Genomic DNA, 26,964 nt, shown 5'->3' on the forward strand with positions numbered 1-26,964 from the left:
GGGCTCATTCCGTTTTGCGGGTAAGAGATCGCAAGCGTCAAACAACAAGGTTCGGGAGTGCGCAGAAGGGAGTATAAATGTCCATGAATCCGGGTCAATCCAAAAACGAACGTAAGACCATCCGCCGCAATCCCCTTGCCGTGTTCAGCGGGGGGACCGTCATAGGGGTTCTCGGCGGCCTCATTGGCCTGGGAGGGGCTGAGTTCCGCCTTCCGTTGCTTATAGGGGTCTTCGGCTTTGGGGCGCTCGAGGCCGTGATGCTCAATAAGGCCATGAGTCTTGTCGTCGTTGCCGCGGCCCTTCCTTTTCGAGCCGCCGTTGTTCCATTCGCAAGCGTCCTGCAACGCTATGACGTGATTATCACCCTCCTGTCGGGGAGTCTCGCTGGCGCATGGCTGGGGGCCGGCTGGGCCATACGGCTCAGGTCTCAAGGGCTCTATCGCGTTATCTCTGTTCTTCTGATTGGTATCGCAGCCGTCCTTCTATGGGGACATGGCTTGAGTTCGGGGGGCGCACCGTTGTTCCATGGGTGGTTATTGATATCCGTTGGTGTCCTTGCCGGAGTGGGTATCGGCGTGGTTGCGGCATTATTGGGTGTTGCGGGAGGGGAATTGCTTATCCCGACGGTCATGCTGCTGTTCGGTGTGGACCTGAAACTTGCCGGCAGCATAGCGCTGGCCGTCAGCTTGCCGACCATGATCACCAGTTTTACACGCTACAGCCGCGACAGTGCTTTTGCCGTGATCCGCAGGGAACGACGTTTCCTGGCGATCATGGCTGTGGGTTCTATAGCGGGCGCATACGTGGGAGGGCGTCTGCTCGGTATTATTCCGACTCCTGTGCTGCTGCCCCTTCTGGCGGCGATACTGGTAATCTCCGCAGTAAAAGTCTGGTACCACAAATAAACATCGGTGCGGGGGCCCCGAAGCCCTGGAACCGCCTTCGGTGGTTTCTTGCACTTGCCACCCCTTTAGGTTAATATAGAGCGCTTTACGGGCGCTGCCATGCTTATCGTCAATAACCTTTCAAAGGCCTACGGGACACAGACACTTTTTGATGGGGCGAGTTTTACCGTCGGGCCGGGGGAGCGCCTCGGGCTCGTCGGGCGCAACGGGACGGGGAAGACGACGCTCTTCAGGATGATCCTCGGGGAGGAGACTCCCGATTCGGGAGAGATCCATATCCCCCGGGGCTATACCATCCGCCACCTTTCCCAGCATATCTCCTTCAGTGAACACTCCGTCCTCGCCGAGGCCTGTGTCAACCTTCCCGTCCACGAGGACGGCCGCGACGAGACGTACAAGGCGAAAACGGTGCTCGCCGGACTGGGTTTCAGCGAGGGCGAATTCAGCCTGGACCCGGGGAAACTGAGCGGCGGTTTCCAGGTCCGTCTTAATCTTGCGAAGATCCTCATTGCACAGCCGATGATGCTCCTTCTTGACGAACCGACGAACTATCTCGATATCGTCTCCATACGGTGGCTGACACAGTTCCTTCGGGGGTGGAAGGGCGAGATGGTCCTCATCACCCACGAGAGGGATTTCATGGACTCCGTGACGACGCACACCATGGCCATCCACCGCATGAGGATGCGCAAGATCGCGGGCACTACCCACAAACTCTACGAGCAGATCATCGAGGAAGAGGAGGTCTACGAGCAGACCCGCGTCAATGAAGAGAAGAAGCGCAAGGAGATAGAGCTTTTCATCAACCGCTTCCGCGCCCAGGCGACACGGGCGAGGTCCGTTCAATCGAGGGTCCGTCAGCTCCAGAAGAAGGAGAAGATGGAGAAGCTTGCCACCCTGGAGAACCTCGAATTCTCCTTCAACGCCGCGCCGTTCCCCGGCAGGTGGCTCATTGAGGCCGACAGCGTGGGTTTTTCCTACGATCCGTCGGGGCCGGAGCTTATCAGGGATCTCACGATAGCCGTCAAGAAACGCGACCGCATCGGCATTATCGGAAAGAACGGCAAGGGCAAGACAACCCTCCTCAATGTCCTCGCCGGCGAGCTCAAACCCCGCTGCGGCACGATCACATACAGTCAGAACCTGAAGCTCGGCTATTTCGGGCAGATGAACATCGACCGTCTCGACCCGGAGTTGACCATAGAGGACGAGATCTGGAGCGTCGAGCCGGGCCGGGGCAAGACCGCCGTGAGGGGGATCTGCGGCGCCATGCTCTTTGACGGCGACAGGGCCCTCAAAAAGATAGGCGTCCTCTCCGGCGGGGAGAGGAGCCGGGTGCTCCTGGGGAAGCTCCTTGCCGAACCCGCGAATCTTCTCCTCCTCGACGAGCCCACGAACCATCTCGACATGGAATCCATCGATTCCCTCGTGGAAGCCATCAACAATTTCGACGGCGCCGTGATGATCGTGACCCACAGCGAGATGATACTCGACGCCGTTGCCGAGAGGCTTATTATCTTCGACGGCAACAAGGTCGATATCTTCGACGGGAGCTACGAGGACTTCCTGTCCCGTGTCGGCTGGGAGGATGAGGCGCGTGAGGGCGGTGAAGAGCGTGAAGATGCCGCTGCACCTGCCAAAAGCGCCGGCCGGAAGGAATCGAAGAGGCTCAGGGCCGACATCATCAATGAGCGCTCCCGGGCCATGACCCCGATGAAGAACCGCATCAACGAGATCGAGTCCGCCATCACCGAGGCGGAGGCAGAGCTCGCCCGCGACAACGAGGCCCTCGTCACGGCCTCACAGAAGGGCGACGGCAAGGTCATCATGAAATTGTCGTTGTCCATCCACGAGGCAAAACAGCAGATAGACGGCCTATTCGATGAACTTGAGGTCCTCACCGTGGAACACGATGCGCTGGCCCGCGAGTTCGAGGAACGACTCAGAGAGATATAAAACCGTTTTCTAGAAGATCATCCGTGCGATCGAGTTCTTCTGGATGTTTCCTGTGCCTTCGTATATCGATGTTATCCTTACATCCCTCAGGGCCCCCTCGAGACCCTGGTCGCGCATGTAACCATAGCCTCCGAGGATGTCGATGGTCCTGTTGAGCACCCTGATGGCGCACTCCGGTATCGCCAGTTTGACGAGGGAAGAGTACTTCTTCGATTCCGGGTCCTTGTTGTCGTAGAGCCAGGCCGCCTTGTAGAGAAGGTTCCTGCATTTTTCGATCTCCACGTACATGTCCACGAGATCGTGCTCGACGGACTGGAACCGTATGATCGGCTGGCCGAACTGCTTGCGTTTCTTTGCGTAGCCGACGGTTTTTTCGTAGCCATAGAGCATGCTTCCGAACGCCTGCGCCCCTATCACTATCCTGCCGAGCTCGAATCCATCGAGGACCATTCTGAGACCCTTGCCGCGCTGACCGAGCACGTTTTCCTTCGGTATCTCGAAATCGCTGAAGACAAGCTCGCCCGATGTGGTTGTGTTGATGCCCATCTTCCTGCCCAGGTCGTTTATCTCGAACCGCCCCGGGCCGTTCCTTTCGATAAGCTCGCCGTCGATGATCATTATGCTCTGGCGGTCCGCGTCCTTTGCGAGAAGCGTGTAGAAATCGGCGTAGCCGGCGTTCGTGGTGAATACCTTGGAGCCGTTAACCGTGTAATGGTCTCCCTTGTCCTCCATCGAGGTCTTCAGGCTCATGAGGTCGCTGCCGCTGTCAGGTTCGGTGACGCTTATGGCGGAGACATAGCGCCCTTCTATCATGGGCCGGACATATTTCTCCCGCTGTTCGTCGCTGCCGTACATATCGACGACAAAGCCCGGGATGTATCCAAGGCTCAGGGCCATGCCCATGCCCGGCAGGCACCGGCAGAGTTCTGTGACGGCGACGACGTGGCCGAGCGCCCCGTACCCCGAACCACCGAGGTCCTCGGAGAAACCGACGCCTATGATCCCCAGTTCACCGATCTTCGCGTACAATTCCCTTGGGTACCGGTGCTCATCCTCAAGCTCATGCAGGTGGTCCTGATCCATTTCCTGCGCGCAGAATTCCCTCACCGCGTTCTCAACATCTTTCAGGTCATTGCCGATATATGCGTCCATCGCTCTTCACCGCCTGTTTTGGATTGGTTTTGCCGACTGCATCCATTGTCCTGCGGTTGCCAGTCTTTTGCAAGGAGAAAAAGGATGGTTTCAGGTTAAGACCTCTTGCTCTTTCAATCTCGGTGGCGGATCAAGGATACTTCTTCACACTGTCCGGAAAGATCGGAACCTTTACACACAGTATGGTATACTTGGACCTGGAACATGAAACCGTCTTTTCCCTGGAGGTTCTATGCCCCTTGCTTTTCATTCCCTCAGTCACGGGGAGGTGGCGTTCGGTTTTTTCAATATCGATACTGACATGATGCTCCTCGATGTTCACTTCTTCTTTGCCGACGACTTCTCGGCGGCCGTATCGGAACTGGCGTCTTTCCGTGAGGATGGACCGGCAACGGTGAGCCTCGATGCGTATACCCTTGATCGGGGCCGCATCGGCAACCTGATGGGGGCGATACACGGCATTGAGTTCCAGGGGTTTATCGGCGATGTCTACAGGCGATTCCCTTTCCCGGCTGAAGAGGAAAAGTTCAGGCAGCAGCCCGAGGGTTTTGAGAATCACGGTGTCATCGAGGAAATAATTGAGTCCTATGCCGGCAAGCGAACCATCTCCATCACCTGCGACGATCGCCGTCATGCCGTGGACATCGGGGGGTACCTCTTCGACAAGCTGGGCTTCCACGCCCTTGTCCTCTACGTCTGGCGCGGAGGCTACCCGCGCTGGCGCGACAACCTGCGGCCTGCCTGCGTGATGGAGATGATGAATACGATAGAACAGTCCCGTAACCCCCTTTTCCAGGGCCTGAAACGTTCATGACCTTCAGGATCGGAAGTCTTTCCTCTCAATCTGAAATCTGAAACCTGAAACAGATTGCTCTTTACTCTTTACGCTTCACTCTTTACACTATAGGACTATGGAAGAAAAGAAAAGCAAAGAGGAACGTTATAACGAAGCCCGTATCCTGCACAAGTCGCTTGACGAAAAGCTTCAGATGCTCCAGGTGAAGCCATACCTGACAGAGGATGAAGAGCTTGAAGTAAAGCTGCTGAAGAAGAAGAAGCTTTACTTCAAGGATATGATGGAGCGGATCAAGAACGAGGAATGATCTTTCCCGCGGTAAGGCTCCTGATCTTCGCCGGCCAGCATGAGAGGGGTTGCCGGGCTTGCGCCGGTTCAGCCTGAGGAAGACCATCTTTTCCCCGGTGAGGGGCATCTTTCCGTACAAATCCACCGCCGCCATTTTTATTTCACTTCGCGAGAAAAACCACCCGACGAGATAGACCGCCACGACAAAAAGGACCTTATCCTGCTCTCGGCTGGGCTCCGGAGGTCGGATGATTCACCAAGTTCGGAGGATGCTGTCGACAGTTGATCGATTATTTCCTTGCAAAGCATGCCGAATGGAAGGACAATGGAAAAAAATGCTTCATCGGGGATGATCCTCGGCAGCAGAGGGTTTTCTGATTTCTTAAGAAAATCCACAGCGTATAGAGATCAACATTTTCTGACCGGGAGGAGATCGTTATGACCGCTAAAAAGCGATGCCTGATTGTTATCTTGCCGGCCGTCGTATCTTTGATGATCATGGCGGTGTCACCTGTCTTTTCACAGCAGTGCAGGCAAGTGCCGGGTACCCGCTACAACATTGATAATATCAACAGGTGGCTGCAGGAAGCACAGGGGTTTCTCGGAGGCTGTTCACGGTCCAGTTATGATGCTTGCAGGCAAGCTGACAAAAGGCTGCAAGAGGCCGATGTGGCCATTATTCAAATCCTGACGGAATGCACTATGGGGAACTGCCTGAGGGGCAGGCTGGATGACCTCACAGCCGTGTCACAAAGGCTGGCGAGACTTTCGGGGCAGCTTGTAAGCCAATCAGGGATGCGCAGGACCTACGATAATACCCTCGTTACTGTGAACAGCTGGAGAAGTACCAGAATGTGCCCGGTGGCCCGGTGTCAACAGTACGCGAACGCGGCGGTTTCCCATAACAAGGAGAACCTCGCGAGAAAGTGCGGATTCACGGGTACCAGGTGGACCAGCGACTACAAGGGGCACTATGACTGGTGTTTTACGGCTCCACAGAATCTGGCCGATTCGGAGACCAGGGCTCGGGCCGACGCACTCAGGCAGTGCCGGACCAACCAGGCCAACCGCGGACCACTCTGCCAGCAGTATGCGCGTACAGCGGTTTCCCAGAACCAGCAGAACCTCAACAAGAAATGCGGGTATGCAGGCGCCAGATGGACCGGCGACTACCAGGGCCATTACAAATGGTGCCTTGGAAACCAGCAGTCCGTTGCCGATTCGGAGACCAGGGCTCGGGCCGACGCACTCAGGCAGTGCCAGGCCAACCAGGCCAACCGGGGGCCTCTTTGTCAAAAATATGCGAGCACGGCGGTTTCCCAGAACCAGCAGAACCTCGCGAAGAAATGCGGTTACAAGGGAGCCAGGTGGACCGGCGACTACCAGGGTCATTACAAGTGGTGTCTTGGAAACCAGCAGTCCGTTGCCGATTCGGAGACCAAAGTCAGGGCCGACGAACTCAACCGTTGCCAGTCCAAGCCCAAATCCTGTCCCGGCCCCGGAATGACCGTGGTTCACAAGTTTGTGAACCCCCCGCCCTACACCGGAGCGTTGGTGATCTGCCGGGACGGCACAGGGAAGTTGTGGCTGCAGGGTGCCAATGCCGCCCCGATAGCAAGCCTGACCAGGGGAAAGCTAAACAGGCAGACAGGCTGTTACGACGGGTCAAAGATCGGGGTCCCTGGCAGAACCATCGACGGCAGACTTTGCCCGCCCTGAAAGTGCGGGAACGGGGACGGCGTTGAGTATCTCCTCGACAACCTGCTCCTGGGACCTGCCCTGGAGTCGATTGAAAAAAGACTGCACCCGCTGGACGCGTCATGGGTCTTGTTTTCGTCTGTGCTCTACTTTCCTGCCTGGTTCATGAATCTTTCGATTGCTTCATTTACCGCGGCCGGCTTTTCGATCATTGCCATGTGGCCGGTGTTCTGAATAAGTTCGAGATGTGCCCCGGCTATGTTCTCGGCGAGATAGCGCGAGTACCCGGGGGGTGTGAAACGGTCGGCCATGCCGCAGACGACAAGGGTCGGGACCGTGATCGCCCCGATGTCGCCCATGACATTGAACCCGTCGCAGGCGGTGAAGTCGTTGAAGATGGTCCGGGCGTCGTTCTTCATATACTCCGCGAAGACCTTGTCCTTGAGTGCCGCGGGCACCGTGTCGGAGAAAGCCGTGTCGAGGATCGTCCGTGCCGTTCCCCCCTTGTCCCTGAGGATGCCTTCGAGTATCTCTGGATAGACCTTGAGCCTTGCGCCCGTCCCGATGAGGATGAGTCCTTTCACGACCTCTGGATGGGACAGGGCGAGGCGCATCGCAATGGCGCCGCCCATGGAATGACCGGCTATATATGCCGGGCCGCAGGCAGAGTCTTCAAGAGCGCCTGCCACCGCCTCCGCGCAGGCCTCTATGGAGGCTGACGAATCGCCGCCGGACCTGCCGTGACCCGGAAGGTCAACGAGGACCACCCTGTTCAGCTTCTCGAAATGTGCCTTCTGCGCAAGCCATGACAGGGTCGAACCTCCCGCGCCATGGATGAAAACAATGGGAATGCCGTTTCCGTATGTCTCTACGTTCATGATTGTCTCCTGTAGCAAACATTATAGGGGATTGGAAGGGGAATTCCAAGCGTGCCCGATGACGGGGCCGCAGGCCGCGGGGTTCCCGGACCCATGCCGCGGGTTGCCCCGCAGATTTTCCTTGTAATCCTGGCATTGCTCCAACTATTGTATTCATATCTCGCCACATGTGGTGAAATGAAGATATCCCGGAGGTGGGTTTCTGGTGAAAGTGTTCTTCTGGGGGGCGCGGGGGTCGCTGCCCGCGGCAGCGAATACGTTGAACCTGGGGCAGAAGATATTCGAGGCCTTGAAAAGGTCACGGGGGAGGACATTATCCCGTGACGATGATATCCGTGAATTTGTGGAGAAAGAACTGCCCTTCTCCGTGGCGGGTTTCTATGGCGCGAACACATCATGTGTTGAGATAACGGGCGGAACGGAGCATGTGATCTGCGATGCCGGGACGGGGATCAGAGACCTCTCCCGCAACCTTTGGGCAACCGGCACGGACGGCGCTGACGTCAGGCCGCGCATCTTCAATATCTTCATCTCCCATCTCCACTGGGACCATATCCAGGGTTTTCCTTTCTTCATGCAGAGCTATGCCGAAGGCAACAGGATCGTCGTCCACGGGTGCCATCCTTATATGAAGAGGGCCTTTCTGTACCAGCACAAGCTTGCCAACATCCGCCTTCCCTTCAAGGCCGATATCCGCTTTCACAGACTTGAGCCGGGCAGGCAGTACGATATTGCCGGTTTTTGTGTGCAACCGATATCGCAGAACCATCCCGGTGATTCATACGGGTATCGTTTTCAGCTCCAGGGTAAGAGTGTTGTCTATTCCACCGACTGTGAGCACTTTGAAGAGGTATCGGAGGACGATTACCGGTTCGTAGATTTCTTCCGCGGCGCCGACGTCCTCATCATCGACGCCCAGTATCCCTTGCTCGACGCCCTTTCCGTGAAGGAGAACTGGGGCCATTCGAACAACATGGTCGCCGTCGAACTGGGCGTGAGGGCAGGGGTCAAACGTCTGTGCCTCTTTCACAGTGAACCCACCGTCGATGACATGGCCCTCGAGGCTTTCCTCGATGGCACCAGGCGCTACCTCGAGATCTACGACCCCGAAAGCAGCATGACCGTAGACCTGGCGTACGACGGGATGGAGATAGAGGTCTGAAACCCGGAACGGTCTTTTCTTCCTGAAACGGTTTCTCACAGGTAGTAGTGTCTTGTGGGTTTCAGGTTCTCTGAGAACTCGTAGACGAGGGGTTTGCCTGTGGGTATCTCCAGCGCGGGGATGTCCTCGTCGGGCACGTTGTCGAGATGTTTGACGAGGGAACGCAGGCTGTTGCCATGCGCGGAAACGATGATTCTGGCGCCCCGTGCAAGAACGGGGACGATGGTCCCTTCCCAGTAGGGGATGACCCGTGCAGCCGTGTCTTTCAAGCTTTCGGAAACGGGCAGCTCTTCGGGGGCGAGGGCGTCGTACCGGGGGTCATTGCCGCAAAAGCGCTTGTCTTTTCGCTCCAGCGGCGGGGGTGGAACATCGTAGCTGCGGCGCCACAGGCGGACCTGCTCTTCGCCGTACTGAACGGCGGTCTCCGCCTTGTTCAGGCCCTGCAGGGCTCCGTAGTGGCGTTCGTTGAGTCTCCAGGATTTGCGCTCGGGTATCCACATTCGGTCAAGTTCCTCAAGGACGACCCAGAGGGTCCTTATGGCCCTTGTCAGCACCGATGTGAAGGCTATGTCGAAGACGAACCCGGCCTCTCTCAATAAGCGTCCGGCCTGCCGCGCCTCCTCGGTCCCCTTGTCGGAGAGATCGATGTCGGTCCAGCCCGTGAATCTGTTTTCCAGGTTCCATTGACTCTCTCCGTGCCGCAGTAAAACTATCCGTGTCATAAATGCAGCTCCTTTATCATTATTATAGTTGCTCCACCGTGAACCCTTCCTTTCTCAGAAGCTCCACTATCCCCGTGTCGCCTACGAGGTGTCCCGCGCCCACTACCACGAAGACGGTCCCCGGTGACGCGAGGTGAAGGGCGATCTTCTTTGCCATGTTTCTGTTCCGTTCGGTCATGATCTTGCGATAGACGGCCTGTCGGTCTTTGTCGTTGCCCACCGATCTCTCAAGGATCGCGGCGATCCGCGCGCTGTCGCCCGTTCTCCAGGCGGTCATCAGGATGTCGGCCTGCCGCACGAGGGAACCAAGGTCTTTCAGGGCATAGAGAAGAAAGGATTCCTGTTCGGTGTCGGGGAGTCCCGCCAGAAGGTCGATCTGGTAGTCGAGACTTTCCAGCTCCACTATCTTCTTACGGCCCGCCGCCCTTGTCAGAAAGTACTTGTCGATGCCGTAATGGGGGTTGTAACCAGCCCGCATCAGCTCTATCGAAGACATCGTCATCGCGAGGAACCACGGCCTCTGCCGGTTGAGGGCCGCCACGGGGAATCCCAGCCGTGCGGCCTCGGCAGTGATATAGGTGTATGTTTCGCGAGACACGTGGTTGGCGATGGAGTCATCGGTGCCATAGAAGCCTGTGGAGCGAAGTTTTGAGAAGGTCCCTTCTCCTATGTCATTGATGTCGGCCTCGACGGCTATTGTGTCGGACCTCGTGAAGGCGGCTTCAATGACCGGGCTTAAGGGATAGGCCTCTTTCTTCATGAAGTGAACGGAACCGAGAAGGTAGACCGTCGCGGTGTCCGTCGTGGCCCGCCAGAGAAAATGCCTTTGCCCTTGGGCTCCGGAGAGGGCCGGTGCGGCAAGAAGGCAAAAAAAGAGGATGAGAATAACGGGCAGGGATCGACGGAGAGTTGTTTTCATTATGTCCTCACGCAGGTCGGGATGCCCGACCATTATACCAGAATGGCCGCCGCCTTACAAAGGATGCATGAAGCCTTGATACTATTTCGGCCCGCTCCCTGACGCCTCTTCCAGTGTCCTGAGGTATTTGACGCGCCCTTCGGTCTCGGGGTGGGTGGAGAAAACGCCGAGTTTGAGTGCGCTGGGCTGGCTGGCATCGAGCTTTTCCAGCATCTTCCGGAAAGGGGCGGTTCCCTTGCCGCCGGCAAGGAGAAAGGACCCGGCCGCGCGGTCGGCTTCCCTCTCGAATTCACGTGAATAGCCGTTTTCGATGAGCAGGGTGGGAAGGAAGGCGGCGAAACTGGTTATCGATGTGATATCCCCGGTAAGGAGGGAGATGAGGAAGACAATGCCCGTGCTTTGCAGGATACTTCGCATAGCATGGCGGCCTTTCACATGGGCGACCTCGTGTGCGAAGATGGAGGCAAGCTCGTCATCACTTTCGGACAGGGAAATGAGCTCGTCGGTGACGATGACCACACCGGAGGGGAGCGCAAAGGCGTTGGCGCCGATCTTTCTCCCCGTGCGGAATTCCAGGCTGTAGCCTGCCGCACCGTCGGGATCGACACGGTGGGCGACGTTCCTGAAGATGCCCGATATCTCAGCCTGCCGCGAGGCGGTCAATCCGGTGGGTTTCAGGAGACGAGCGTCGAACATCTTGAGGGTGTTCCTGCTCGCGGAGGCGGTGACCTCCGGCGGGATGGCGAGGGCGACCCGGCTCGACACGCGGGGAATGGCGTAATAGACGAGCGCGAAGAGGACAACCACAAGGCATGCCATGCAGAAGACCACCGTCTTCCAATGGGACTCGAGGAAATGGACCAAATTCCAGGAACGATTTGTGCCCAGGCTGCGCTCGAGTATCCTCACCGCTTCGTGATCGTGCGTCTGCAATAGCGCGCCCCCGGGCAGGCGGATGGACCGTTTAGTCCTTCCAAGAGCCGGGTCGATGGAACAATCCCTGATGGGCACCCTCATGCCGCCGCTTTCCATCTCGTTGCCAGGAACAAGCGTGACCCCGTCGAAATTGACGGTGACGGGCCGGGCAAGGGATGTTTTTCCGTCGAAAAAATGGGCGTCGAAGTGTCTCATAGACCTATCTCTATACCCACGAAATCCGTCGCCGCATCGCCGACGGCGGTTGTGTCCGAGGCGGCCAGGTCGGCAAAATCATCGAGGCCCCGGGCAGTGACGACGGTGAGATGTTCCAGAATGTACCGGGTGCGGCGTATCTTTGCCCAGGGGATGAGAAGTCCCAATGAGCAGAAGATGGCCGCCATGTTGGTGATCCGTATGAAGAGAAGCCTGCGGGCCTTCAGGGTACTTGCGAATTGAACCTCTCCCAGCCGAGTCCTGGCCCAGCAGTGGTTCATCGTCATAGAGTAGACGATGGCCTGGAGGACGTAGAAAATGGTCGCCGCCAGGAGGTAGGTAAAGAAAACGGAATAGAGGAAGGACAGCGGCCCCCACCCACCCGGGGATCCCGTCGAGAGCCGGTGGACGCCGTAGGCGGCAAGGGAGCTCAGCGCAATAAAGACGGCAACCCCGAGAACGGATGCGAGGAAGTAGGCCCTGTAGAAGGGTCCCTTGCGCCCCGAGAAGGCGCTCGCCGTCGTGCCGTATGCCAGGTTGTTGAAGAAGAACCTTTTTTTATAGAATTGCCAGGCCGGGAAGAAGATGAAGAGAGTGAAGGGAACGATGCCGGCAAAGAGAAGGTACGTCTCGAAGCTTTCCCCGAGGCCCCCGCGGAAGTGAAAGCGGATGTTCCTGTATGAGGTGTTGTGCGCGTTGAAGCGAAGCGATTTGTAGACAAGAAAGGGAAAGACGGCGGTGAAAACAAGGAAGAGGATGCCTGCAAAAGCAGGTTCGAACCGTTTCATCCCGATGTAGGCGACGAACATGGCGGCTATGATCATGTTTCCTCTCAGGATGGCCGAGGGATTGCCATGAAAGGTGAAGGGGTGCCCGTCGAGGTTGGTACTGGCCCAGATGTACCGTCGGTTTCGCACCTTCGCCCAGGCGGCGTATACCCCCAGGGTGACGACGGTGAGAAAGAGATTTACGATCCAGATCCTGAAATACTCTCCCGCCGTGGCGGTGAATTGGAAGGCATACCTTTCCACGGCCGCCGGAGTCCCACTGAGGCGAGCCGCCGCGGTGTCCGCGGTGACCATCAAAGGGGCCCCGCATTTCAGGCAGTACAGGGGCCTGCCGATCGACGATGTATCCTCCATCGGGTAATCGCATCTGTTGCATACTATCCAGCCCAATCCTTCAGACCCTCCCTACCTGAAATCTGAAACCGTCTACTTCGTCTTGAGATACTTGTAGGTTTTCTTTTTGAAAAGGGTGGTTGAGTATTCCTGGAGGACGATGCGGGCGTACGATGGGGGTGCCTGTTTTTCGGGGATGAAGACCACCGCCTCGTCGCCGTTGTCCACCTTGACCTTGTACGTGCTCGACGCGGGGTGTCCGCCGGACACAACATCCTTTCCGATGATGCTTGCTTCCATCGTCCTCCCTGTCGGTTTAGACGGGTCAAGGGCCGCCGCATAGAGAACGATGAGAACTATCAGGATAACAGGCGCCCAGAGAAAGACGAACCTCCTGAGCCGCTTCCTGTCGTCATATCCTGCCCTGTCCTTCTGGCGAGCCGTCCCCGCCCCTTTCTTGCCCATGACCCACAAAACTTAGCAGAAGGCCCGGGTAATGTAAAGACTGTTTCGGGCAGGCGGTCGATGAGGGGACCCGCGAATCGGTGCGCCGCTATTTTTATCCTTAACCTATCCCTGGTTTCTTCGATAAATGTCCATGAGGAGATCAAAAAAAAGGGAGGGGCTTACACAGTGAAATCATTTCTGCAGAATCTCAGCATTACCAAAAAAGTGTTTGTTTCACCTGTTGTGGCGGCCGTCTTGATGGTGGTCCTGGGTGTTGCTTTCTATATTCTCTTTCCCGGTTCCGCCAGCCCTGTGATCCTGGCTGTTCTCGGCGCCGCAGTGGTGGTTGTTCTCGCATCGGGGTATTGCATGGCTCAACTTGTCCGTGCACCGGTGAAGGATATTTCAGAGTCCTTCGAGGGTCTTTCGCAGGGCGACCTTACAAAACGGCTGGATAGCTCACCCGGCAACGAGTTCGGCGCCATGGGAAAAAGTTTCAATACCTTTGTGGAGCGCTTCAGTGATGCCCTCTCCGGGGTCGCGGACAGGAGCGGGCAGATATCCTTTGCCGTCAATACCCTGGACGCCACCGCAGGCCAGATGGCAAGGGGCGCCGACGTGGTCCTGACAGAGATCACCTCCGTCGCTACGGCCAGTGAGGAGATGTCGGCAACGGCGACGGAGATAACCAACAACTGCATCGCAGCGGCAAAAAGTTCCGAGATCGCCAACAATTCGGCGGTAACCGGCGAGAACATCATCCAGGAGATCATCCGGAGTATGGGCCGCATCGACGAGCGCGTCAAGGAATCGGCCCTCATTATCCACAAGCTGGGGGAACGCTCCGATCAGATCGGTGAGATCGCCGGCATCATCAACGACATCGCCGAGCAGACGAACCTTCTCGCTCTCAATGCCGCCATTGAGGCGGCCAGGGCAGGCGAGCACGGCCGGGGGTTCGCCGTTGTCGCCGACGAGGTTCGCAAACTGGCCGAGAGGACTACGGGTGCCACGAAGCAGATCGGCGATACGATACAGACGATGCAGGACGAGATGAAGAATGCTGTCGTCTCCATGGAAGGCGGAGTGAAAGAGGTCGAGATAGGCAATAACGAAACGGCGAAATCGGGCAATGCTCTCAAGGAGATACTGAACCAGATCAATGCCCTGGCATCGCAAATAAACCAGATAGCCGTGGCATCGGAAGAGCAGAGCGCCACAACGAACGAGATCAACAATAACATCCAGAAGATATCGAAGATCATGGACGCAGCGGCGAAGAACATCGCCGAGAATGCGGATGCCTCCTCAAACCTGTCCAACCTGTCGGTGGAACTCAACAAGCTTGCCAACCAGTTCAAGCTTCAGGACCGCAACGGTTCTGAAAAGAGCACCGTCACCAAAGAAGAGGTCGTGCTTTTTGTCGAAAAGGCCGCGGACTATCTCAAGAGCTCAAGTGACAGGAAAAAGGTCTACATGGAGATGAGCGATCCCCACGGCCGATTCGTGAAGGGAGACCTCTACATATTCGTGAATACCATCGAAGGCATCACTCAAGCCCATGGACAGAACCCGAAGCTGGTCGGCAAGGAGATGCACGAACTGAAGGACGCGGACGGCAAATTCTTCATAAAAGAGATCACCGATGTGGCGAAGACGAAAGGCAAGGGCTGGGTCGATTACAAGTGGATAAACCCCGTCACGGGCAAGATCCTGGAAAAGACCACCTATTGCCAGCTGGTGGGCGACGTATACCTGGGGTGCGGGATATACAAGTGAAGACGGCTTCAGGTTTCATTCCCCATACATCACAAATGCCGACCAGAAGAAGGGGTGGGAGAAACCGTCCTTTTCCGTATCCGACAGGAGCTGGATCTTTGCGGCACGGAGGGCGTCGGTCTTTGTCATACCCTTGTTGATCATGCCCTCATAGAACCGGATCATCAGGTCTCTTGTACCTTCATCGGCGACATTCCAGAGACTTACGAGCGCAGCGGCGCTGCCGGCGTACATGACGGCCCTTGTAAGCCCCGTAACTCCTTCGGAATAGCTCATCTCGCCCAGACCGGTCTCGCAGGCCGATAAAACCACAAGACGCGCGTTGAAGCGGCTGTTCATGATCTCCCCGAGGGTGAGGAACCCATCTTCCTTGTCGCCCGGTATCTGGCTCAATGCTATCGCCTGGAACCCCGGCTCGAGGATGCCGTGGGTCGAAAAATGAATAAAGGCATACTGGCCAATTTCGGCTGATCTGGCATTCTCTTCCCGGGCGTCGATCCTGAGGAAGGAGCGGGCGGGACTGCCATGCTCTTCATGTATCTTACGGATACCCTCTATCTCTTCACCGCTGCCTTCCAGCCTTGTAAGGGTCCCTCCGGCCCGCAGGTAATTGTACTTCATGAATGCCGCGCCGGGGGTCGTGCCGGGGGCACCATTCCCGCTGCCTTTGCCCCCGGAAGGGTCATTCTTGTCCTGCACATTCTTGTCCGCCGCGACCGAACGTTCCGACGTATACGCTGTGTAATCATAGACGGGATCACCGAAACCGACAAAGCCGCCGCCGTACCCGTCGCGCTCATACTGGCTGCGCAGTACCGCGAGGACCGTTCCCGACTGGATATACTTGACGGGATACTTCTCGACCATGAAGATCTTCCTGCCGCCCTCCTCGGTCCTGAGCGCCTCAAAGGGAAGATATGCAAGGATCCCCTGGGGTGCGACGATGAGCGTGCTCTCGCCCAAAAAGGGCTCAAGTGGCCTCACCAGCATGTCATAGAGGCCCCAGGCAAGGTCTTCACGGAAAGGTTCCTTCTGCTGATGACCCCTCATATTGCCGAGAAATTCCTTTACTCTGGAAATGAGGTCTCCGTGACTGACGGGGAGTTTTATGACGTTGAATTCCTTCTTCTTCACGAGGAGGCAGTAGACACCCTTTTTCGAGAGGAAGTACTGGGCGAGGACCTCGCCGTCCCTGAGGACCTTTTCCTGGAGAGCTTTCACCTCGATGGGCTCCGGGTATTGGACGGAGGCATAGAGAGGATTTTTGTACCGTATGTCCCGCCTCAGGGCGTCAAGTTTTTCCTGGATGACGGAGAATTCCTTTTTCGATCTCTCCATGACCTCCTTGTCCGGTGTTTCCTTTCGGGATTCTTCCGCGAGCTTCCTTTCCATGACGAAGAGTTCCGCTTCCAGGGAGTCCCGTTCCTTTTTTACGGCTGGATCGATGCCTTTCTCAAGATCGACGCGGGCCTCCGCGAGCTGGTCGAGGAATACGCGGGCCTTCATGGCCTCGATGTAGTAAAAGGCCTTCTCATTCTCGTTGTTGTCGAGCATGAAGACGGCCGCGTCCTCATAGTGGCCGTAAACCTTTTCCATGTAGCTCTTCTTCATGTCCGGGAACACGGCCTGGGTCCGCACCTGTTCCAACTTGGCAAGACCCGCTTCATAGAGCCTCATGGATTCCCTTACATCCTCCTTCCGGCCGAACAGGCCTGCTTTCTTGAGAAGGATGAAGGCTTCCGATTCCTTGTCCTGCATCTGGCGGTAAAGTTCGAGGGCGGTATCATAGTTCTCGAGAGACTTGTCCAGATCACCTGCCGACAGAAAGACATCGCCGATGCCCTGATATGCGTGCCCCTGGTCTATAACGGAATGTGCTGTTGTGAGGTAGCCCAGGGCCTCCCGGAACATGTCGAGAGCCCCCATCCTGTTGCCCTTCCGGAGGTAGATCTCGCCCAGGGTCTTGTAGATGTCCCCCTGCCCGATGGGCTCGTTCGTCTTTTTGTACAGTGCCATGGCGGAGTTGAACATCGCAAGCGCATGATCGGTCTTCTTGAGTCTCACATAGGTCTCGCCGATGGTGCGGTAGGTATTTGCCTGACCCATGGGGGAATTTGCCTTTATATAGAGGGAGAGGGCCTTCTCGTAGTATTCCATGGCCCTTGCATAGTCGCCGGCGTAAAAATAGATATCACCCGTGGCACGGTGAACGTTGCCCTGTCCGAGGGGTTCTCCGGCATGGACATAGTAAGGCAGCGCCCTGTCGTACATCTCGAGGGCCTTCGAAAAATTCCTGCCGTAATAACCGATGTCGCCGAGTCCCTTGTATACATCAGCCTGCCCCACCGGCTCTCTGACCTTCCTGTATATGGGGAGTGCTTCCTCGTATGATCCACGCGCCGCTGTCATGTAACCTGTGCGAAGGTTCAGCTGGCCCATCCTTCTGAGGACATCGGCCTGCCCCAGGGGATATCCTGCCGCCGTAAAGCTTTCAAGGGCCTTCTTGTAAAGTCCGCCGGCCTCATCATTTTTGCCGGAAAAGAAAGCGATATCGGCAAGGCCCTTCCTGGCGTAACCCTGGCCGATAAGAGATCCCGTTTTGTCATAGAGGGCAAGCGCCTTTGAGTAGTTTTCGCCTGCCTTTTCGTTATCTCCCGTCCTGAGCGCCGTTTCGCCGAAAGCCCGGCGGATATCGGCCTCGCCATTGCTGAAGCCGGCGGCCGTATACCGCGCCAGGGCAAGTTCAAAGAAGCTCAGGGCCGTTTTGTGGTCACGCTGTCTCATCGCAAGATTTCCGAAACTGCGATAGGCGTTTCCTTCCTCGATGGGGTCCCCGGCGCTTTTGAGAATGCTCATGGCTTTCTCCAGCACCGTCGCGGCCTGCCCGTTATCTCCCGTCTGTATCAGCACGTCTCCCATCTTGCGCGCAACAACGCCCTGACCTGGCAGTGACCCGCCCCTGGTGTAAAGATCGGCGGCCTTCTTGTACATCATGAGGGCGTTCGTCGGATTCCCGGAATAAAAGGAGATATCGCCGTTGCCTTCATACGCCTTTGCCAGTAAGAGAGGGTTTTCCAGGTTTCGGGCCAACGGCATGGAAGCATCGTAGAGTTTCAACGCCTCGTCATACCGGCATGTGGAAAGAAAGTAATCGGCTGCGTCAAGCATGAGAGAGACCAATGCCTTCTGGTCACCCTTTATGCGGGCCCCTTCAAGGACGAGGCCTACAAGGGTATCGTCCCGTTTTGCCGCCGCGTGGTGGAGCGCCTTATCGAGAACGGGCCCGTCGATCTTGTCCTTGTTGTCGCCGAAGACGCTCCAGAAGCGGCCCGCCCCGGACTCGTAGCCTTCCATAAGCTCATTGAAGGACCTTTCCCGGTCGCCGTCCAGTAAGTTCGATGCGAAGGAAACTGTGAAGGAGAGGAAGAATATCGTGACAAGGGATACCATCACGAAGGGAGCGAAAAATGGAAGCTTCGTTTTGTCGTTGTTCATTATGTCGGCCGTATCCTTAGATGTATGGTTTTTTTATGTGTCTCCCGGGAGAACACGCGCGGGATGTGTACGGACGGAGGCCACGGTACGCCCCTGCGGCATGTTGATGAATATCGGGCTTCTCAGGAATCGCCTCGATCAGAGGGGTGCCGGGACGGTCCATCGGACGGTGGGATGACCGGGACACGGGGTGTTCCTTCCCGTGGTGCCGACAGGGAAAGATCGATAGGCGCGGGGGTGGGTGCGACCGGTGGATCGGGAGGATCGCGCCCCTTGTCTGCGAGACAGACACCGACGGAGGTGACGATAAATATGACTGTTACCAGGACGAGGGCAAGCTTCTTCACCAGATGTCTGTGCCTCCTTGTGTCATCACGGATCTGCCGTTTACTTTCAGCCCGGCAGGGAGATCGTGTAGTCTGACGGCGGCTGGGGCGCCGGCGGATCGGGCGGATCGGCAAAGCAGATGCTTGACGCGGATATCACGAGAAGGGTGGAGATGATAATCCTGGTGATTGTTCTCATTGTGCGAACCCCCTTGTCTTAAGGTCGTTGTCTTGCTGCCATTCCTAGTAGAAGTTATATGCAAAAGGTTGAGAATTGTCAATAAGTACAGCCGGTTTTGTGTTGACAGGGACCGGCGGGAGGTGCAGAATCTCAACGGGGTTTTGGAGCAGCAGTAATCTGTCAAGAAAGAGAGGTTTGTGCCATGAAGATCTTTCACGTCAACGCCTTTGCTTCACAACCGTTCAGCGGGAATCCCGCGGGGGTCTGTATCCTTCCCCACCCCAAGGTGGATACATGGATGCAGTGCGTGGCCGCAGAGATGAACCTTTCGGAAACGGCATTTCTCATACGGGCAGCGGACGGTTACAGCCTGAGATGGTTCACCCCCGGGGTGGAAGTCGACCTGTGCGGGCACGGTACCCTGGCGAGCGCCCACATTCTGTGGCAGGAAGGCCTGGCGAGGGTTGATGAGAAGATCACTTTTCACACCCGAAGCGGCACGTTGACCTGTATGCAGGAAGGCGAATGGATCGGCCTCGATCTTCCCTCGACGCCCGATGATGAGGTCGGTGAGCCGGAAGGCCTTGCGGAGGCGCTCGGTGCGGCGCCGCTATATGTGGGCGCCAGTCGGTTCGATTATATCGTTGAGGTTGATTCCGAAGATACGGTGAGAAAGCTGACGCCCGACTACGACAAGATCCTTGGGCTGCCCGTTCGGGGGGTCATAGTGACGAGCAGGGCGACCACGGAAGGATTTGATTTCGTTTCCCGTTTTTTCGCACCCGCCGTGGGTGTCAATGAGGACCCGGTGACCGGTTCGGCCCATTGCTGCCTCGGCCCCTTCTGGGGCAAGCGCCTTTCGAAGGATGATCTCATTGCCCGTCAGATATCAGAGCGAGGCGGCGTGGTCAAGGTCCGTGTCGCAGGCGACAGGGTCCACCTTTTCGGCCAGGCCGTCACGGTGGTAAAGGGCGAACTTCAGGTGTAGAATGGACACCATGATGTGCGGAAAAAGGCGGGCCATGACAGGTGCGAAAGTCTGACCTCTTTTCCGCGAATTGTGATACCTGTCATTTCCCGGGTCCTTCATCTCATATATAAAGGTATGAAACACAGGGGGATGAGGGGGTCTGATGGACGGTCTTTTCGTTACTTCCAAAGATGAATATGAGTCGCGAAGGCAAAGCTCGAAACTCCTGTGGATGCTGTTTGTCGGGGAAGATGGTGCGCGAAAGAGGGTGCAGGCCCGCTTTCCTTTTTTCACCGCCCCCGGTAAAGGATGGAAGGGTGACGGAGTACAAAAAAAGGAGGCAGATCAATGATACGCGAGATCAGATTCATTGTGACCGGCGAGGTCAGGAAACCAAAGCTGGGTGACTGGTTCCTCAACAGGAACAACTCTCCCATACGCGCCGCCCAGGATTTTAACGTCACAAAATTCCCTATATTGGAAATGGAAGTCATCGACGACGAAGGGAGAGTTGTAGAGACCTGCCGCGCCAGTATGTAGGTTGAGGGGCAGGGCCTGTCTTCCTTGCCCTTCACCTGGAAACACTCACGCATTTCTCAAATATTCAGGCTGTTTTTAGGGTGGCAATCGCCGCTGTTGTCGGTTAGTATATCCGCGGAGGTTGGTCGCCAGTGAAGCTCGATCACATTGGTTTTGTTGTCGAGAGGATCGACGAATTTGTGGAGGTCTTGAAGACCCTGGGTTTTGCCGCGGCCACGAAGCCCGTCCCCGACTATGAGAAGAATGTCAATGCATCCTTCCTGCCCGTCGGGGAAAGGGACGAGATATATCTCGAGGTGCTCGAACCGCTGGATGAAACGTCGGCGGTCCACAACTTTCTCAAAAGGACGGGCGGTGGCCTGCACCACCTTTGCTTCGAGGTAGACGACATCGAAGCTGTCTCGAGAGAACTTGAGGGCAGGGGTTTCAAAATGGTTTCGCCGCCGACGGACTGCGGTGCCTACGACGAAAACCTGAGGCGTGCCTGCGCGGGAATAACGAGGATATCTTTTTTCCTTTTGCCCAACCGCCTTCTTATCGAACTCCTGGAAAAGGGCTGCTGAAAAAGGGAGCATGGTGAACAATAGCGACGTGAAGGCAACTGTTTTGGAGAAGATCGGGAACTCGGCCTATCTTCAGGCATTCACGAACCGGCGTATGGTGGTGATGGTCCTTCTCGGGTTCGCTTCGGGCCTGCCCTTGCCTTTGACCGGGGGCACCCTGCAGGCGTGGCTGACCGTGGCTGGCATCGATATAAAGACCATCGGCATCTTTTCGCTTGTGGGAGTCCCTTATACGCTCAAATTCCTCTGGTCGCCTTTTATGGACAGATTTGTACCGCCATGGCTGGGCAGACGCCGCGGCTGGATCGTGTCCATGCAGTTTCTTCTCCTCCTTGGCATCGCCGTCATGGCCCTGAGCTCTCCCGGCAGGATGCCTCTTGCCCTTGCGGCCATTGCACTGGGAGTCGCTTTTTTCTCGGCCTCCCAGGACATAGTCATAGACGCCTACCGTACGGATGTCCTCCCCGAAAAAGAGAGAGGCATGGGTGTGGCGGTCTTCATCTTCGGCTACAGGATAGCCATGCTCGTTGGGGGGGCGCTGGCCCTTATAATGTCCGATATCATAGGATGGCAGAGGACGTATTTCTTTATGGCGCTCTTCATGATCCTGGGGATGCTGGGCGCCTTCGTTGGGCGCGAACCCGATCACCACATCGTGCCGCCGCGGACAATGCAGGAGGCCGTGTGGGGTCCCCTGAAAGATTTCTTTTCGCGCAGGGCGGCCGTAGTGATCATCCTGTTCATCATTCTTTACAAACTTGGCGATGCCTACGCAGGCGCTCTTTCGACAGCCTTTCTCATACGGGGAGTAAATTTTACTCCCACGGACGTGGGGACGATAAACAAAGGAATGGGCCTTGTAGCAACCATCGTCGGCGCTCTCTTTGGCGGGACGTTGATGGTGAAGATGGGACTTTTCAGGTCACTCTGGTATTTCGGCATCCTCCAGATGGTGTCAAACCTTTCCTTCATGGTGCTGGCCATCATCGGGAAGAGCTATCCCGCAATGATCGTCGCCGTCGCATTCGAGAACCTTTCCGGGGGCATGGGATCCACGGCTTTTGTCGCCTTTGTCATGGCGCTCTGCAACAAGCGCTTCAGCGCCACGCAGTTCGCCCTGCTGTCGTCTCTCGCCGTGCTGGGACGTGTTGTCATATCTCCGACGTCGGGTTATATAGTGACCTATGTAGGGTGGGCCAATTTCTTCCTTTTTACCACCCTGGCCGCCCTGCCCGGCCTGCTCCTTGTCCTGTACCTGAAGGGAGAGATCACGGCGCTGGACTCGCCCACAACCACCTGACCGGGAGGCCTTGGGCAAGCATTTTTTCATCGGGATACTTTCCATTAAAAGTTCTTCATAAATTTCATTGACAGCTTTTTGATACTGTGGGATACTGACAACGAAGTTTCGGAAGTCGCTGTCAGTAGTGATGAATTTCATTTTTATCTGAACATCTCCATGACGCAGTTCCGTTACCTTCAAAAATATTACCAAGGAGGGTTTTAGTAAGATGGCAAAAGGAACTGTGAAGTGGTTCAACGAGTCCAAAGGTTTTGGTTTCATCACACAGGATGACGGCGTGGATGTTTTTGTTCACTATTCGGCAATCCAGGACTCCGGTTTCAAAACCCTTGCGGAAGGCCAGGAAGTCAACTTTGACGTCGTCAAGGGTCCTAAAGGACTTCAGGCGGCAAACGTAACCAAATCATAAAAGCCAAAAGAAAGGGTCCGGTCGTACGGCCGGACCCTTTTATAATAGCTCGAAGGCAGTGATTTCCAGAGGGAAGCCCCGAAGGGGGTTTATTCCTATCCCGGGCGAGGTCTTAGCACCACCGCCCCCGGCTTTTCTTTTATATAATCCCCGAACAATTGATCCATCACCCTGCGAGAGGCTGGCGCCGATGAGGCGTGACGCAGGTATACCCCCCCCTTTTCCTTGATGACGATCCCGACATGGGATACATCGAGCCCATCGATATCCGAATAGACCCCTGCATAGTCGCCGCTGCGCAGTTCATTGAGAACATCCTGATCGATCATTGCCGACGGGATGTAATCCACAGTCCGGCTTTGGGCGGGGATCCCTTCAAGGAAGAGGTCTCCATTCGCTTTTCGGTTGAGGGTCTTCAGGCTTCGCCGTGTCCGTTCCTTGCCTATGGTGCCGGTGACATCGCTGACAAAGCGTCCGTTATATTCCCTCCAGTCAGTAAAGAAATGGTTGCGGCTGAAGTACGAAACAACGCCCTCTCTATAACGGACCTTTTTAAGCCCATCAAGGAAGTCCGCGAAGGAACACGCCAGCCGCATCGCCTCAATGTAGTCAATGAAGGTAAAGCAATCGAGAGCGGCAAGGTCCACAACGAGTTTTTCGGGAGTCCCGGGATCTCCCACAAGCGTCGATTCCCCGTAAGGCGTATCCAGAAAATGCCGCGAAAGAAAGGTTATGCGCGAACCCGTCTCGTCGATCTTTGACGCTTCGGTAAGCATTTCATCGATGCGGCCCTGAGACCAGGAGCCAAGCGTGATCCTCGCTCTCATACCCACGGTTTCACCATCATCTTCCATCTTTCATTCCGTTCTCACCTGAGCCCATGAAATCCTGCAACTGCTTTTTCCCTACCAATCCGTCAGCATGAAGCCCACACTGAAGCGGTTGACGCTCTTATTGTAATCGATAAGACTTTCTCCGTAACCATTGAAATACTGCAGGTAGCCGCTGATGTACCGGGCAAGAGGGAAGCTCCACTCCAATTGCACGGCGCCCTTGTTTCCGGAAGGCCTCAGATTGTTGCGCACCATCAAGGCGAACCTCTGTTTTTTCCAATAATAGGAACCCCACAGCTCCCCGTATCCCATGTATTTGTCTATGTCGGGATTGTCGTCGTCCGTGTCGTTCTCGGGTATCCTGTACCACGTTTTGAGAAGAAGGTTGAATCTGCCCCGTTCAAAACCGAAGTTTGCCACCACCCGGTTCCAGCTTCGGGAGAGGGGCTGGGACCTGCCATTCGACTGATGGTTGAGCCCGAGATTGATCATTCTTCCTTTCAGGCCGAAAAGATTGTAATCGGTGCGGAAGTTAAGAAGCAATTCAGGTTCGTAGTTGGTCTCACGGAAAGGGGAGGAGAATTGCTTGTTGTAGACCTGCCAGAAGGCTAGCTGTGTATACGCGAACCACAGGTCCATATCTTTTCCCAGGATGTCTTCCCAGAGCTTTACCTTGAAACTGATCTGAAATTTGGCCTCCGTGTGTTGCGGCCTGGCTTTCGGATCCAGGTCAAGGCTCGAATCCATGTTGGGGGAATTGTTGTAAGCAAGGGGAAGGACATAATTGGGGCGGTAGGGCCTGATGACGAAACGGCGGGACCGGCTCTTTACATCGAGGTCCCATTCCCTGGCCATGACGGATTGCTCCGATGCTTCCTGGCCCTCCCTGGAAAGTGAGATGGCTTCGGAAGATTGTTCCGGTGCCCCTGCGTTTCCTGCAGGCTCGGAAGGCTGCGCGGGCTTTTGTGTTTTTCTGCCTGACACGCCGTCGTAGCATTTCAACCGGGCACCGTCATCCTCTATCGCGGCACACCCGGCTATCGTGTCAACGGCGGCTTTGGAAGGGATCGCCGCCATCACCACGAGCAGCGTCGCCATGAGCGATATATGGAGCCAACGGGCATATCGGTACGGCAGCATGTTCTCTTCCCCTCTCTTCATTGTTTATGCAAAGACAATAATCTCCTTCGAAGAAAAAAGCAACCGCAGGAGAAGAGCGAATACTGCACTGAGACTTCTTTCCTGAAGCCTGAAACGTGGAACGTGGGCCCTCTATCTGGTATAATTCCCCCATGCGGATGATCCCGAAGAAAGTGAGGATTGCCCGGTTTCTGGCACGCCCCAATCGTTTTGTCGTGCAATGCATCCTTGACGGGGACATCACCGATGCCTACCTGCCAAACCCCGGCAGGCTTTGGGAGCTTCTCTTTCCCGGCTGCAAGCTTTATCTTTCGGAAAACCGCGGTACCGTGAAGCTTCACTATACCGTCGTAGCCATGGAAAAAGAGGGCGTTCCCATCCTTCTCCATACGCACCTCGCCAATGATGCCGCGGAAGCGCTCCTCAGGAGGGGCCTCGTGCCGGGGCTCGAGAATGCCCGCGTTCTCAAGCGCGAGGCCACCTTCGGCGACAGCAGGTTTGATTTTCTGCTGGAAAAGGATGGCCGGGAGATGGTCCTGGAGGTGAAGAACTGCACTCTTTTCCGGGGTAGGCTTGCCATGTTCCCCGATGCGGTGACGAGACGCGGAAGCCGCCACCTTGAAGGACTCATGGGGCTTGCCTCGAAGGGCATCCCCGGGGGCGTACTTTTCCTCGTCCAGTGGCCGCATGCGCAATACTTCATGCCTGAGTATCATACAGACCTTCTTTTTTCGCAGACGTTCCTGAAATGCAGGAACCGTATCTTTGTTGAAGCCATGGCGCTCACCTGGCATACAGACCTGTCTCTGGGCAGCGGTGTGAAGAGGCTTGTCATTCCCTGGGAGATGATCGAAAGAAAGAGCCGTGACGGGGGATGCTACATACTCATCCTGAGGCTCGACGAGGACACCCCGATCATGACAGGCGGTCTGGGAGAGGTCCTTTTCAGGAAGGGTTACTATCTCTATGCCGGTTCCGCCAGGAAGGCGCTCACGAAGAGAATGGAGCGACATGGCAGAAAACGGAAGAAGCTTTTCTGGCACATCGACTACCTCCGCGAAAGGGCGTTCTTTCATAAAGTCCTTGCGATCAGGACCCAAAGCGATATCGAGTGCGCTCTTGCCTCCGACCTTAAACGGGTGTCCCGGTGGTCGGTGCCCGGTTTTGGATGCTCCGATTGCTCCTGTGTCAGCCACCTCTTCGGCATGGACACGGACCCCCTGCATTCCCCCGATTTTATCGATCTGCTGTGTGACCATCGGATAGGTTCCGTTGAAAGAGAGCTCGATCTTGAAGATAATTGATATACATACCCACGGCATTGACGGGTACGAAACAAGGGGGGCGAGATCCGGGGACATCCTCGAGATGGCACAGATCCATGGATCGCTGGGAACAGAGGCGATCGTTCCCACGATATTCCCCGCGCCCGTCGATGAGATGCGCAGTGACATGGCCGCAGTGAAGGAGGCGATGGAACAACAGCGCGAAGGAAAGACGGCCCGCGGTGCCCCGGAGGCGAGGATCCTGGGCGTTCACCTCGAGGGCCCGTTTCTCAACCCGTCCAAGGCGGGAGCGCTCGACGGCGGGTCCTTTCTGCCCGCCACCCGGGACACATGGATGAGACTTGTCGACGGGTTTGCCCGGATGGTGAGGATAATCACCGTCGCCCCCGAGCTTCAGGGGGCGACAGAACTGATAGAGAACATCGCCGGCATGGGGATCATAGTGAGCATGGGTCATTCCGATGCGACCTATGGCGAGGCCGAAGCGGGGTTCCGGGCGGGAGCCCGGGGCATAACCCACATTTTCAACGCCATGCGCGTTTTCCATCATCGCGAACCGGGTATCGCAGGCTTTGCCCTCATGAACCCCGATGTCTATGTCGAGGTGATAGCCGACCCCTATCATCTCGATGCAAAGACGGTCGGGCTTGTTTTCGAGGTGAAGGACCCGGGTCGCATCATGATCGTCTCCGATACGGTAAAAGCATCTGTTTCGGTGTCTCAGGGGAAAGCGGTCACAGACGCGGCCGGCGGGCTCCTTGGTGGTTCCATGGCCCTGACAGAGTCCGTGAAACGGCTCATTCGGCTCGGGTTCGACCGCGACCACGTGGAACGCGCTGTGGGTCAGAACCCAGCGGGCTATCTTGGCACATGAAGGTCGAGAAGCTGTCGTGGGTTGCGGGTTGTGCGTTGTGGTCAATTTGTAAGACGTTGTAATGACTGGTGGATAACTCTTAATTAACAT

Annotated in this window: 26 protein-coding genes; 14 read left to right on the forward strand and 12 right to left on the reverse strand. The window is 56.3% G+C overall.

Features of this window, described 5'->3' with window-relative positions; translation table 11 throughout:
- Nucleotides 1–77 precede the first annotated feature (77 nt).
- Together PHC90_08520 and PHC90_08525 are read left to right on the forward strand one after the other, a co-directional pair.
- Nucleotides 78–905: a sulfite exporter TauE/SafE family protein gene (locus tag PHC90_08520; GenBank protein MDD3846391.1), complete on the forward strand. Its 828-nt coding sequence runs from the start codon at nucleotides 78–80 to the stop codon at nucleotides 903–905.
- A 99-nt stretch (nucleotides 906–1,004) separates the two neighbouring features.
- Nucleotides 1,005–2,861: an ATP-binding cassette domain-containing protein gene (locus PHC90_08525; GenBank protein MDD3846392.1), complete on the forward strand. Its 1,857-nt coding sequence runs from the start codon at nucleotides 1,005–1,007 to the stop codon at nucleotides 2,859–2,861.
- Between the two features lie 9 nt (nucleotides 2,862–2,870).
- On the opposite strand, the gene PHC90_08530 is transcribed toward PHC90_08525, so the two are convergent.
- Entirely contained in the window at nucleotides 2,871–4,013 is a 1,143-nt protein-coding gene (locus PHC90_08530) for an acyl-CoA dehydrogenase family protein (GenBank protein MDD3846393.1), read from the reverse strand.
- 232 nt (nucleotides 4,014–4,245) lie between these two features.
- On the opposite strand from PHC90_08530, the gene PHC90_08535 reads away from it, so the two are divergent.
- The 3 genes from PHC90_08535 to PHC90_08545 all read left to right on the forward strand — a co-directional run bounded on the left by PHC90_08535 (nucleotide 4,246) and on the right by PHC90_08545 (nucleotide 6,816).
- Entirely contained in the window at nucleotides 4,246–4,827 is a 582-nt protein-coding gene (locus tag PHC90_08535; protein ID MDD3846394.1) for a hypothetical protein, read from the forward strand.
- Between the two features lie 97 nt (nucleotides 4,828–4,924).
- A complete protein-coding gene (locus PHC90_08540) occupies nucleotides 4,925–5,116 on the forward strand; it encodes a hypothetical protein (protein MDD3846395.1) in 192 nt (63 codons plus the stop codon).
- Nucleotides 5,117–5,535: 419 nt separating this feature from the next.
- Complete coding sequence (locus tag PHC90_08545) at nucleotides 5,536–6,816, forward strand: hypothetical protein (GenBank protein MDD3846396.1); 1,281 nt, start codon at nucleotides 5,536–5,538, stop codon at nucleotides 6,814–6,816.
- A 125-nt stretch (nucleotides 6,817–6,941) separates the two neighbouring features.
- Here PHC90_08545 and PHC90_08550 read toward each other — a convergent pair whose 3' ends face one another.
- Entirely contained in the window at nucleotides 6,942–7,673 is a 732-nt protein-coding gene (locus PHC90_08550; protein MDD3846397.1) for an alpha/beta hydrolase, read from the reverse strand.
- Nucleotides 7,674–7,878: 205 nt separating this feature from the next.
- Here PHC90_08550 and PHC90_08555 point away from each other — a divergent pair, with 205 nt between their 5' ends.
- On the forward strand, nucleotides 7,879–8,835 hold the full coding sequence (locus PHC90_08555; GenBank protein ID MDD3846398.1) for an MBL fold metallo-hydrolase: 957 nt from the start codon (nucleotides 7,879–7,881) through the stop codon (nucleotides 8,833–8,835).
- 35 nt (nucleotides 8,836–8,870) lie between these two features.
- Here the strand turns inward: PHC90_08555 and gpmA are convergent, their stop codons facing one another.
- The 5 genes from gpmA to PHC90_08580 all read right to left on the reverse strand — a co-directional run bounded on the left by gpmA (nucleotide 8,871) and on the right by PHC90_08580 (nucleotide 13,193).
- The gene (gene gpmA / locus PHC90_08560) at nucleotides 8,871–9,557 is read right to left on the reverse strand and encodes a 2,3-diphosphoglycerate-dependent phosphoglycerate mutase (GenBank protein MDD3846399.1); all 687 of its coding nucleotides are present in this window, start codon (nucleotides 9,555–9,557) and stop codon (nucleotides 8,871–8,873) included.
- A 22-nt stretch (nucleotides 9,558–9,579) separates the two neighbouring features.
- The gene (locus PHC90_08565; GenBank protein ID MDD3846400.1) at nucleotides 9,580–10,476 is read right to left on the reverse strand and encodes a TraB/GumN family protein; all 897 of its coding nucleotides are present in this window, start codon (nucleotides 10,474–10,476) and stop codon (nucleotides 9,580–9,582) included.
- Nucleotides 10,477–10,557: 81 nt separating this feature from the next.
- Nucleotides 10,558–11,607, reverse strand: coding sequence for a M48 family metallopeptidase (locus PHC90_08570; protein MDD3846401.1), 1,050 nt, complete (start codon nucleotides 11,605–11,607; stop codon nucleotides 10,558–10,560).
- On the reverse strand, nucleotides 11,604–12,785 hold the full coding sequence (locus PHC90_08575) for a YjgN family protein (GenBank protein MDD3846402.1): 1,182 nt from the start codon (nucleotides 12,783–12,785) through the stop codon (nucleotides 11,604–11,606). Before PHC90_08575 ends, PHC90_08570 begins: the two co-directional genes overlap by 4 nt.
- Before the next feature lie 36 nt (nucleotides 12,786–12,821).
- Nucleotides 12,822–13,193 (reverse strand): hypothetical protein, encoded by a 372-nt coding sequence (locus PHC90_08580; GenBank protein MDD3846403.1) that lies wholly within the window; start codon nucleotides 13,191–13,193, stop codon nucleotides 12,822–12,824.
- Between the two features lie 168 nt (nucleotides 13,194–13,361).
- Between PHC90_08580 and PHC90_08585 the strand changes: the two genes are divergently transcribed.
- Complete coding sequence (locus PHC90_08585) at nucleotides 13,362–14,954, forward strand: methyl-accepting chemotaxis protein (protein MDD3846404.1); 1,593 nt, start codon at nucleotides 13,362–13,364, stop codon at nucleotides 14,952–14,954.
- Between the two features lie 15 nt (nucleotides 14,955–14,969).
- Here PHC90_08585 and PHC90_08590 read toward each other — a convergent pair whose 3' ends face one another.
- From PHC90_08590 to PHC90_08600, 3 genes are all read right to left on the reverse strand, one after another.
- Nucleotides 14,970–18,449, reverse strand: coding sequence for a CHAT domain-containing protein (locus PHC90_08590; protein MDD3846405.1), 3,480 nt, complete (start codon nucleotides 18,447–18,449; stop codon nucleotides 14,970–14,972).
- 122 nt (nucleotides 18,450–18,571) lie between these two features.
- Nucleotides 18,572–18,796 carry a hypothetical protein gene (locus PHC90_08595; GenBank protein ID MDD3846406.1) on the reverse strand — a complete coding sequence of 75 codons (225 nt, stop codon included), beginning with the start codon at nucleotides 18,794–18,796 and terminating at the stop codon, nucleotides 18,572–18,574.
- A gap of 46 nt (nucleotides 18,797–18,842) precedes the next feature.
- Nucleotides 18,843–18,974, reverse strand: coding sequence for a hypothetical protein (locus tag PHC90_08600; protein ID MDD3846407.1), 132 nt, complete (start codon nucleotides 18,972–18,974; stop codon nucleotides 18,843–18,845).
- A 184-nt stretch (nucleotides 18,975–19,158) separates the two neighbouring features.
- Between PHC90_08600 and PHC90_08605 the strand changes: the two genes are divergently transcribed.
- The 5 genes from PHC90_08605 to PHC90_08625 all read left to right on the forward strand — a co-directional run bounded on the left by PHC90_08605 (nucleotide 19,159) and on the right by PHC90_08625 (nucleotide 22,741).
- A complete protein-coding gene (locus PHC90_08605) occupies nucleotides 19,159–19,944 on the forward strand; it encodes a PhzF family phenazine biosynthesis protein (GenBank protein MDD3846408.1) in 786 nt (261 codons plus the stop codon).
- Nucleotides 19,945–20,274: 330 nt separating this feature from the next.
- Nucleotides 20,275–20,466: a hypothetical protein gene (locus tag PHC90_08610; GenBank protein ID MDD3846409.1), complete on the forward strand. Its 192-nt coding sequence runs from the start codon at nucleotides 20,275–20,277 to the stop codon at nucleotides 20,464–20,466.
- Nucleotides 20,467–20,597: 131 nt separating this feature from the next.
- A complete protein-coding gene (locus PHC90_08615; protein MDD3846410.1) occupies nucleotides 20,598–21,029 on the forward strand; it encodes a VOC family protein in 432 nt (143 codons plus the stop codon).
- Nucleotides 21,030–21,039: 10 nt separating this feature from the next.
- A complete protein-coding gene (locus PHC90_08620) occupies nucleotides 21,040–22,329 on the forward strand; it encodes an MFS transporter (protein MDD3846411.1) in 1,290 nt (429 codons plus the stop codon).
- Nucleotides 22,330–22,540: 211 nt separating this feature from the next.
- On the forward strand, nucleotides 22,541–22,741 hold the full coding sequence (locus PHC90_08625) for a cold-shock protein (GenBank protein MDD3846412.1): 201 nt from the start codon (nucleotides 22,541–22,543) through the stop codon (nucleotides 22,739–22,741).
- Between the two features lie 95 nt (nucleotides 22,742–22,836).
- On the opposite strand, the gene PHC90_08630 is transcribed toward PHC90_08625, so the two are convergent.
- Together PHC90_08630 and PHC90_08635 are read right to left on the reverse strand one after the other, a co-directional pair.
- A complete protein-coding gene (locus PHC90_08630; GenBank protein ID MDD3846413.1) occupies nucleotides 22,837–23,595 on the reverse strand; it encodes a DUF1460 domain-containing protein in 759 nt (252 codons plus the stop codon).
- Nucleotides 23,596–23,646: 51 nt separating this feature from the next.
- Complete coding sequence (locus PHC90_08635; protein MDD3846414.1) at nucleotides 23,647–24,714, reverse strand: phospholipase A; 1,068 nt, start codon at nucleotides 24,712–24,714, stop codon at nucleotides 23,647–23,649.
- A 152-nt stretch (nucleotides 24,715–24,866) separates the two neighbouring features.
- On the opposite strand from PHC90_08635, the gene sfsA reads away from it, so the two are divergent.
- Nucleotides 24,867–26,018 (forward strand): DNA/RNA nuclease SfsA, encoded by a 1,152-nt coding sequence (gene sfsA, locus PHC90_08640; protein ID MDD3846415.1) that lies wholly within the window; start codon nucleotides 24,867–24,869, stop codon nucleotides 26,016–26,018.
- The gene (locus tag PHC90_08645; protein MDD3846416.1) at nucleotides 26,005–26,874 is read left to right on the forward strand and encodes a hypothetical protein; all 870 of its coding nucleotides are present in this window, start codon (nucleotides 26,005–26,007) and stop codon (nucleotides 26,872–26,874) included. Before sfsA ends, PHC90_08645 begins: the two co-directional genes overlap by 14 nt.
- Nucleotides 26,875–26,964 lie beyond the last annotated feature (90 nt).

The sequence above is a fragment of the Syntrophorhabdaceae bacterium genome (assembly GCA_028698615.1).
GTDB lineage: Bacteria > Desulfobacterota > Syntrophorhabdia > Syntrophorhabdales > Syntrophorhabdaceae > Delta-02.

Coding starts and splice junctions, on each gene's coding strand:
- PHC90_08520 (MDD3846391.1), top strand. CDS start 78: ATGTCCATGAATCCGGGTCAATCCAAAAACGAACGTAAGACCATCCGC.
- PHC90_08525 (MDD3846392.1), top strand. CDS start 1,005: ATGCTTATCGTCAATAACCTTTCAAAGGCCTACGGGACACAGACACTT.
- PHC90_08530 (MDD3846393.1), bottom strand. CDS start 4,013: ATGGACGCATATATCGGCAATGACCTGAAAGATGTTGAGAACGCGGTG.
- PHC90_08535 (MDD3846394.1), top strand. CDS start 4,246: ATGCCCCTTGCTTTTCATTCCCTCAGTCACGGGGAGGTGGCGTTCGGT.
- PHC90_08540 (MDD3846395.1), top strand. CDS start 4,925: ATGGAAGAAAAGAAAAGCAAAGAGGAACGTTATAACGAAGCCCGTATC.
- PHC90_08545 (MDD3846396.1), top strand. CDS start 5,536: ATGACCGCTAAAAAGCGATGCCTGATTGTTATCTTGCCGGCCGTCGTA.
- PHC90_08550 (MDD3846397.1), bottom strand. CDS start 7,673: ATGAACGTAGAGACATACGGAAACGGCATTCCCATTGTTTTCATCCAT.
- gpmA (MDD3846399.1), bottom strand. CDS start 9,557: ATGACACGGATAGTTTTACTGCGGCACGGAGAGAGTCAATGGAACCTG.
- PHC90_08565 (MDD3846400.1), bottom strand. CDS start 10,476: ATGAAAACAACTCTCCGTCGATCCCTGCCCGTTATTCTCATCCTCTTT.
- PHC90_08570 (MDD3846401.1), bottom strand. CDS start 11,607: ATGAGACACTTCGACGCCCATTTTTTCGACGGAAAAACATCCCTTGCC.
- PHC90_08580 (MDD3846403.1), bottom strand. CDS start 13,193: ATGGGCAAGAAAGGGGCGGGGACGGCTCGCCAGAAGGACAGGGCAGGA.
- PHC90_08590 (MDD3846405.1), bottom strand. CDS start 18,449: ATGAACAACGACAAAACGAAGCTTCCATTTTTCGCTCCCTTCGTGATG.
- PHC90_08600 (MDD3846407.1), bottom strand. CDS start 18,974: ATGAGAACAATCACCAGGATTATCATCTCCACCCTTCTCGTGATATCC.
- PHC90_08605 (MDD3846408.1), top strand. CDS start 19,159: ATGAAGATCTTTCACGTCAACGCCTTTGCTTCACAACCGTTCAGCGGG.
- PHC90_08610 (MDD3846409.1), top strand. CDS start 20,275: ATGATACGCGAGATCAGATTCATTGTGACCGGCGAGGTCAGGAAACCA.
- PHC90_08620 (MDD3846411.1), top strand. CDS start 21,040: ATGGTGAACAATAGCGACGTGAAGGCAACTGTTTTGGAGAAGATCGGG.
- PHC90_08625 (MDD3846412.1), top strand. CDS start 22,541: ATGGCAAAAGGAACTGTGAAGTGGTTCAACGAGTCCAAAGGTTTTGGT.
- PHC90_08630 (MDD3846413.1), bottom strand. CDS start 23,595: ATGGAAGATGATGGTGAAACCGTGGGTATGAGAGCGAGGATCACGCTT.
- PHC90_08635 (MDD3846414.1), bottom strand. CDS start 24,714: ATGCTGCCGTACCGATATGCCCGTTGGCTCCATATATCGCTCATGGCG.
- sfsA (MDD3846415.1), top strand. CDS start 24,867: ATGCGGATGATCCCGAAGAAAGTGAGGATTGCCCGGTTTCTGGCACGC.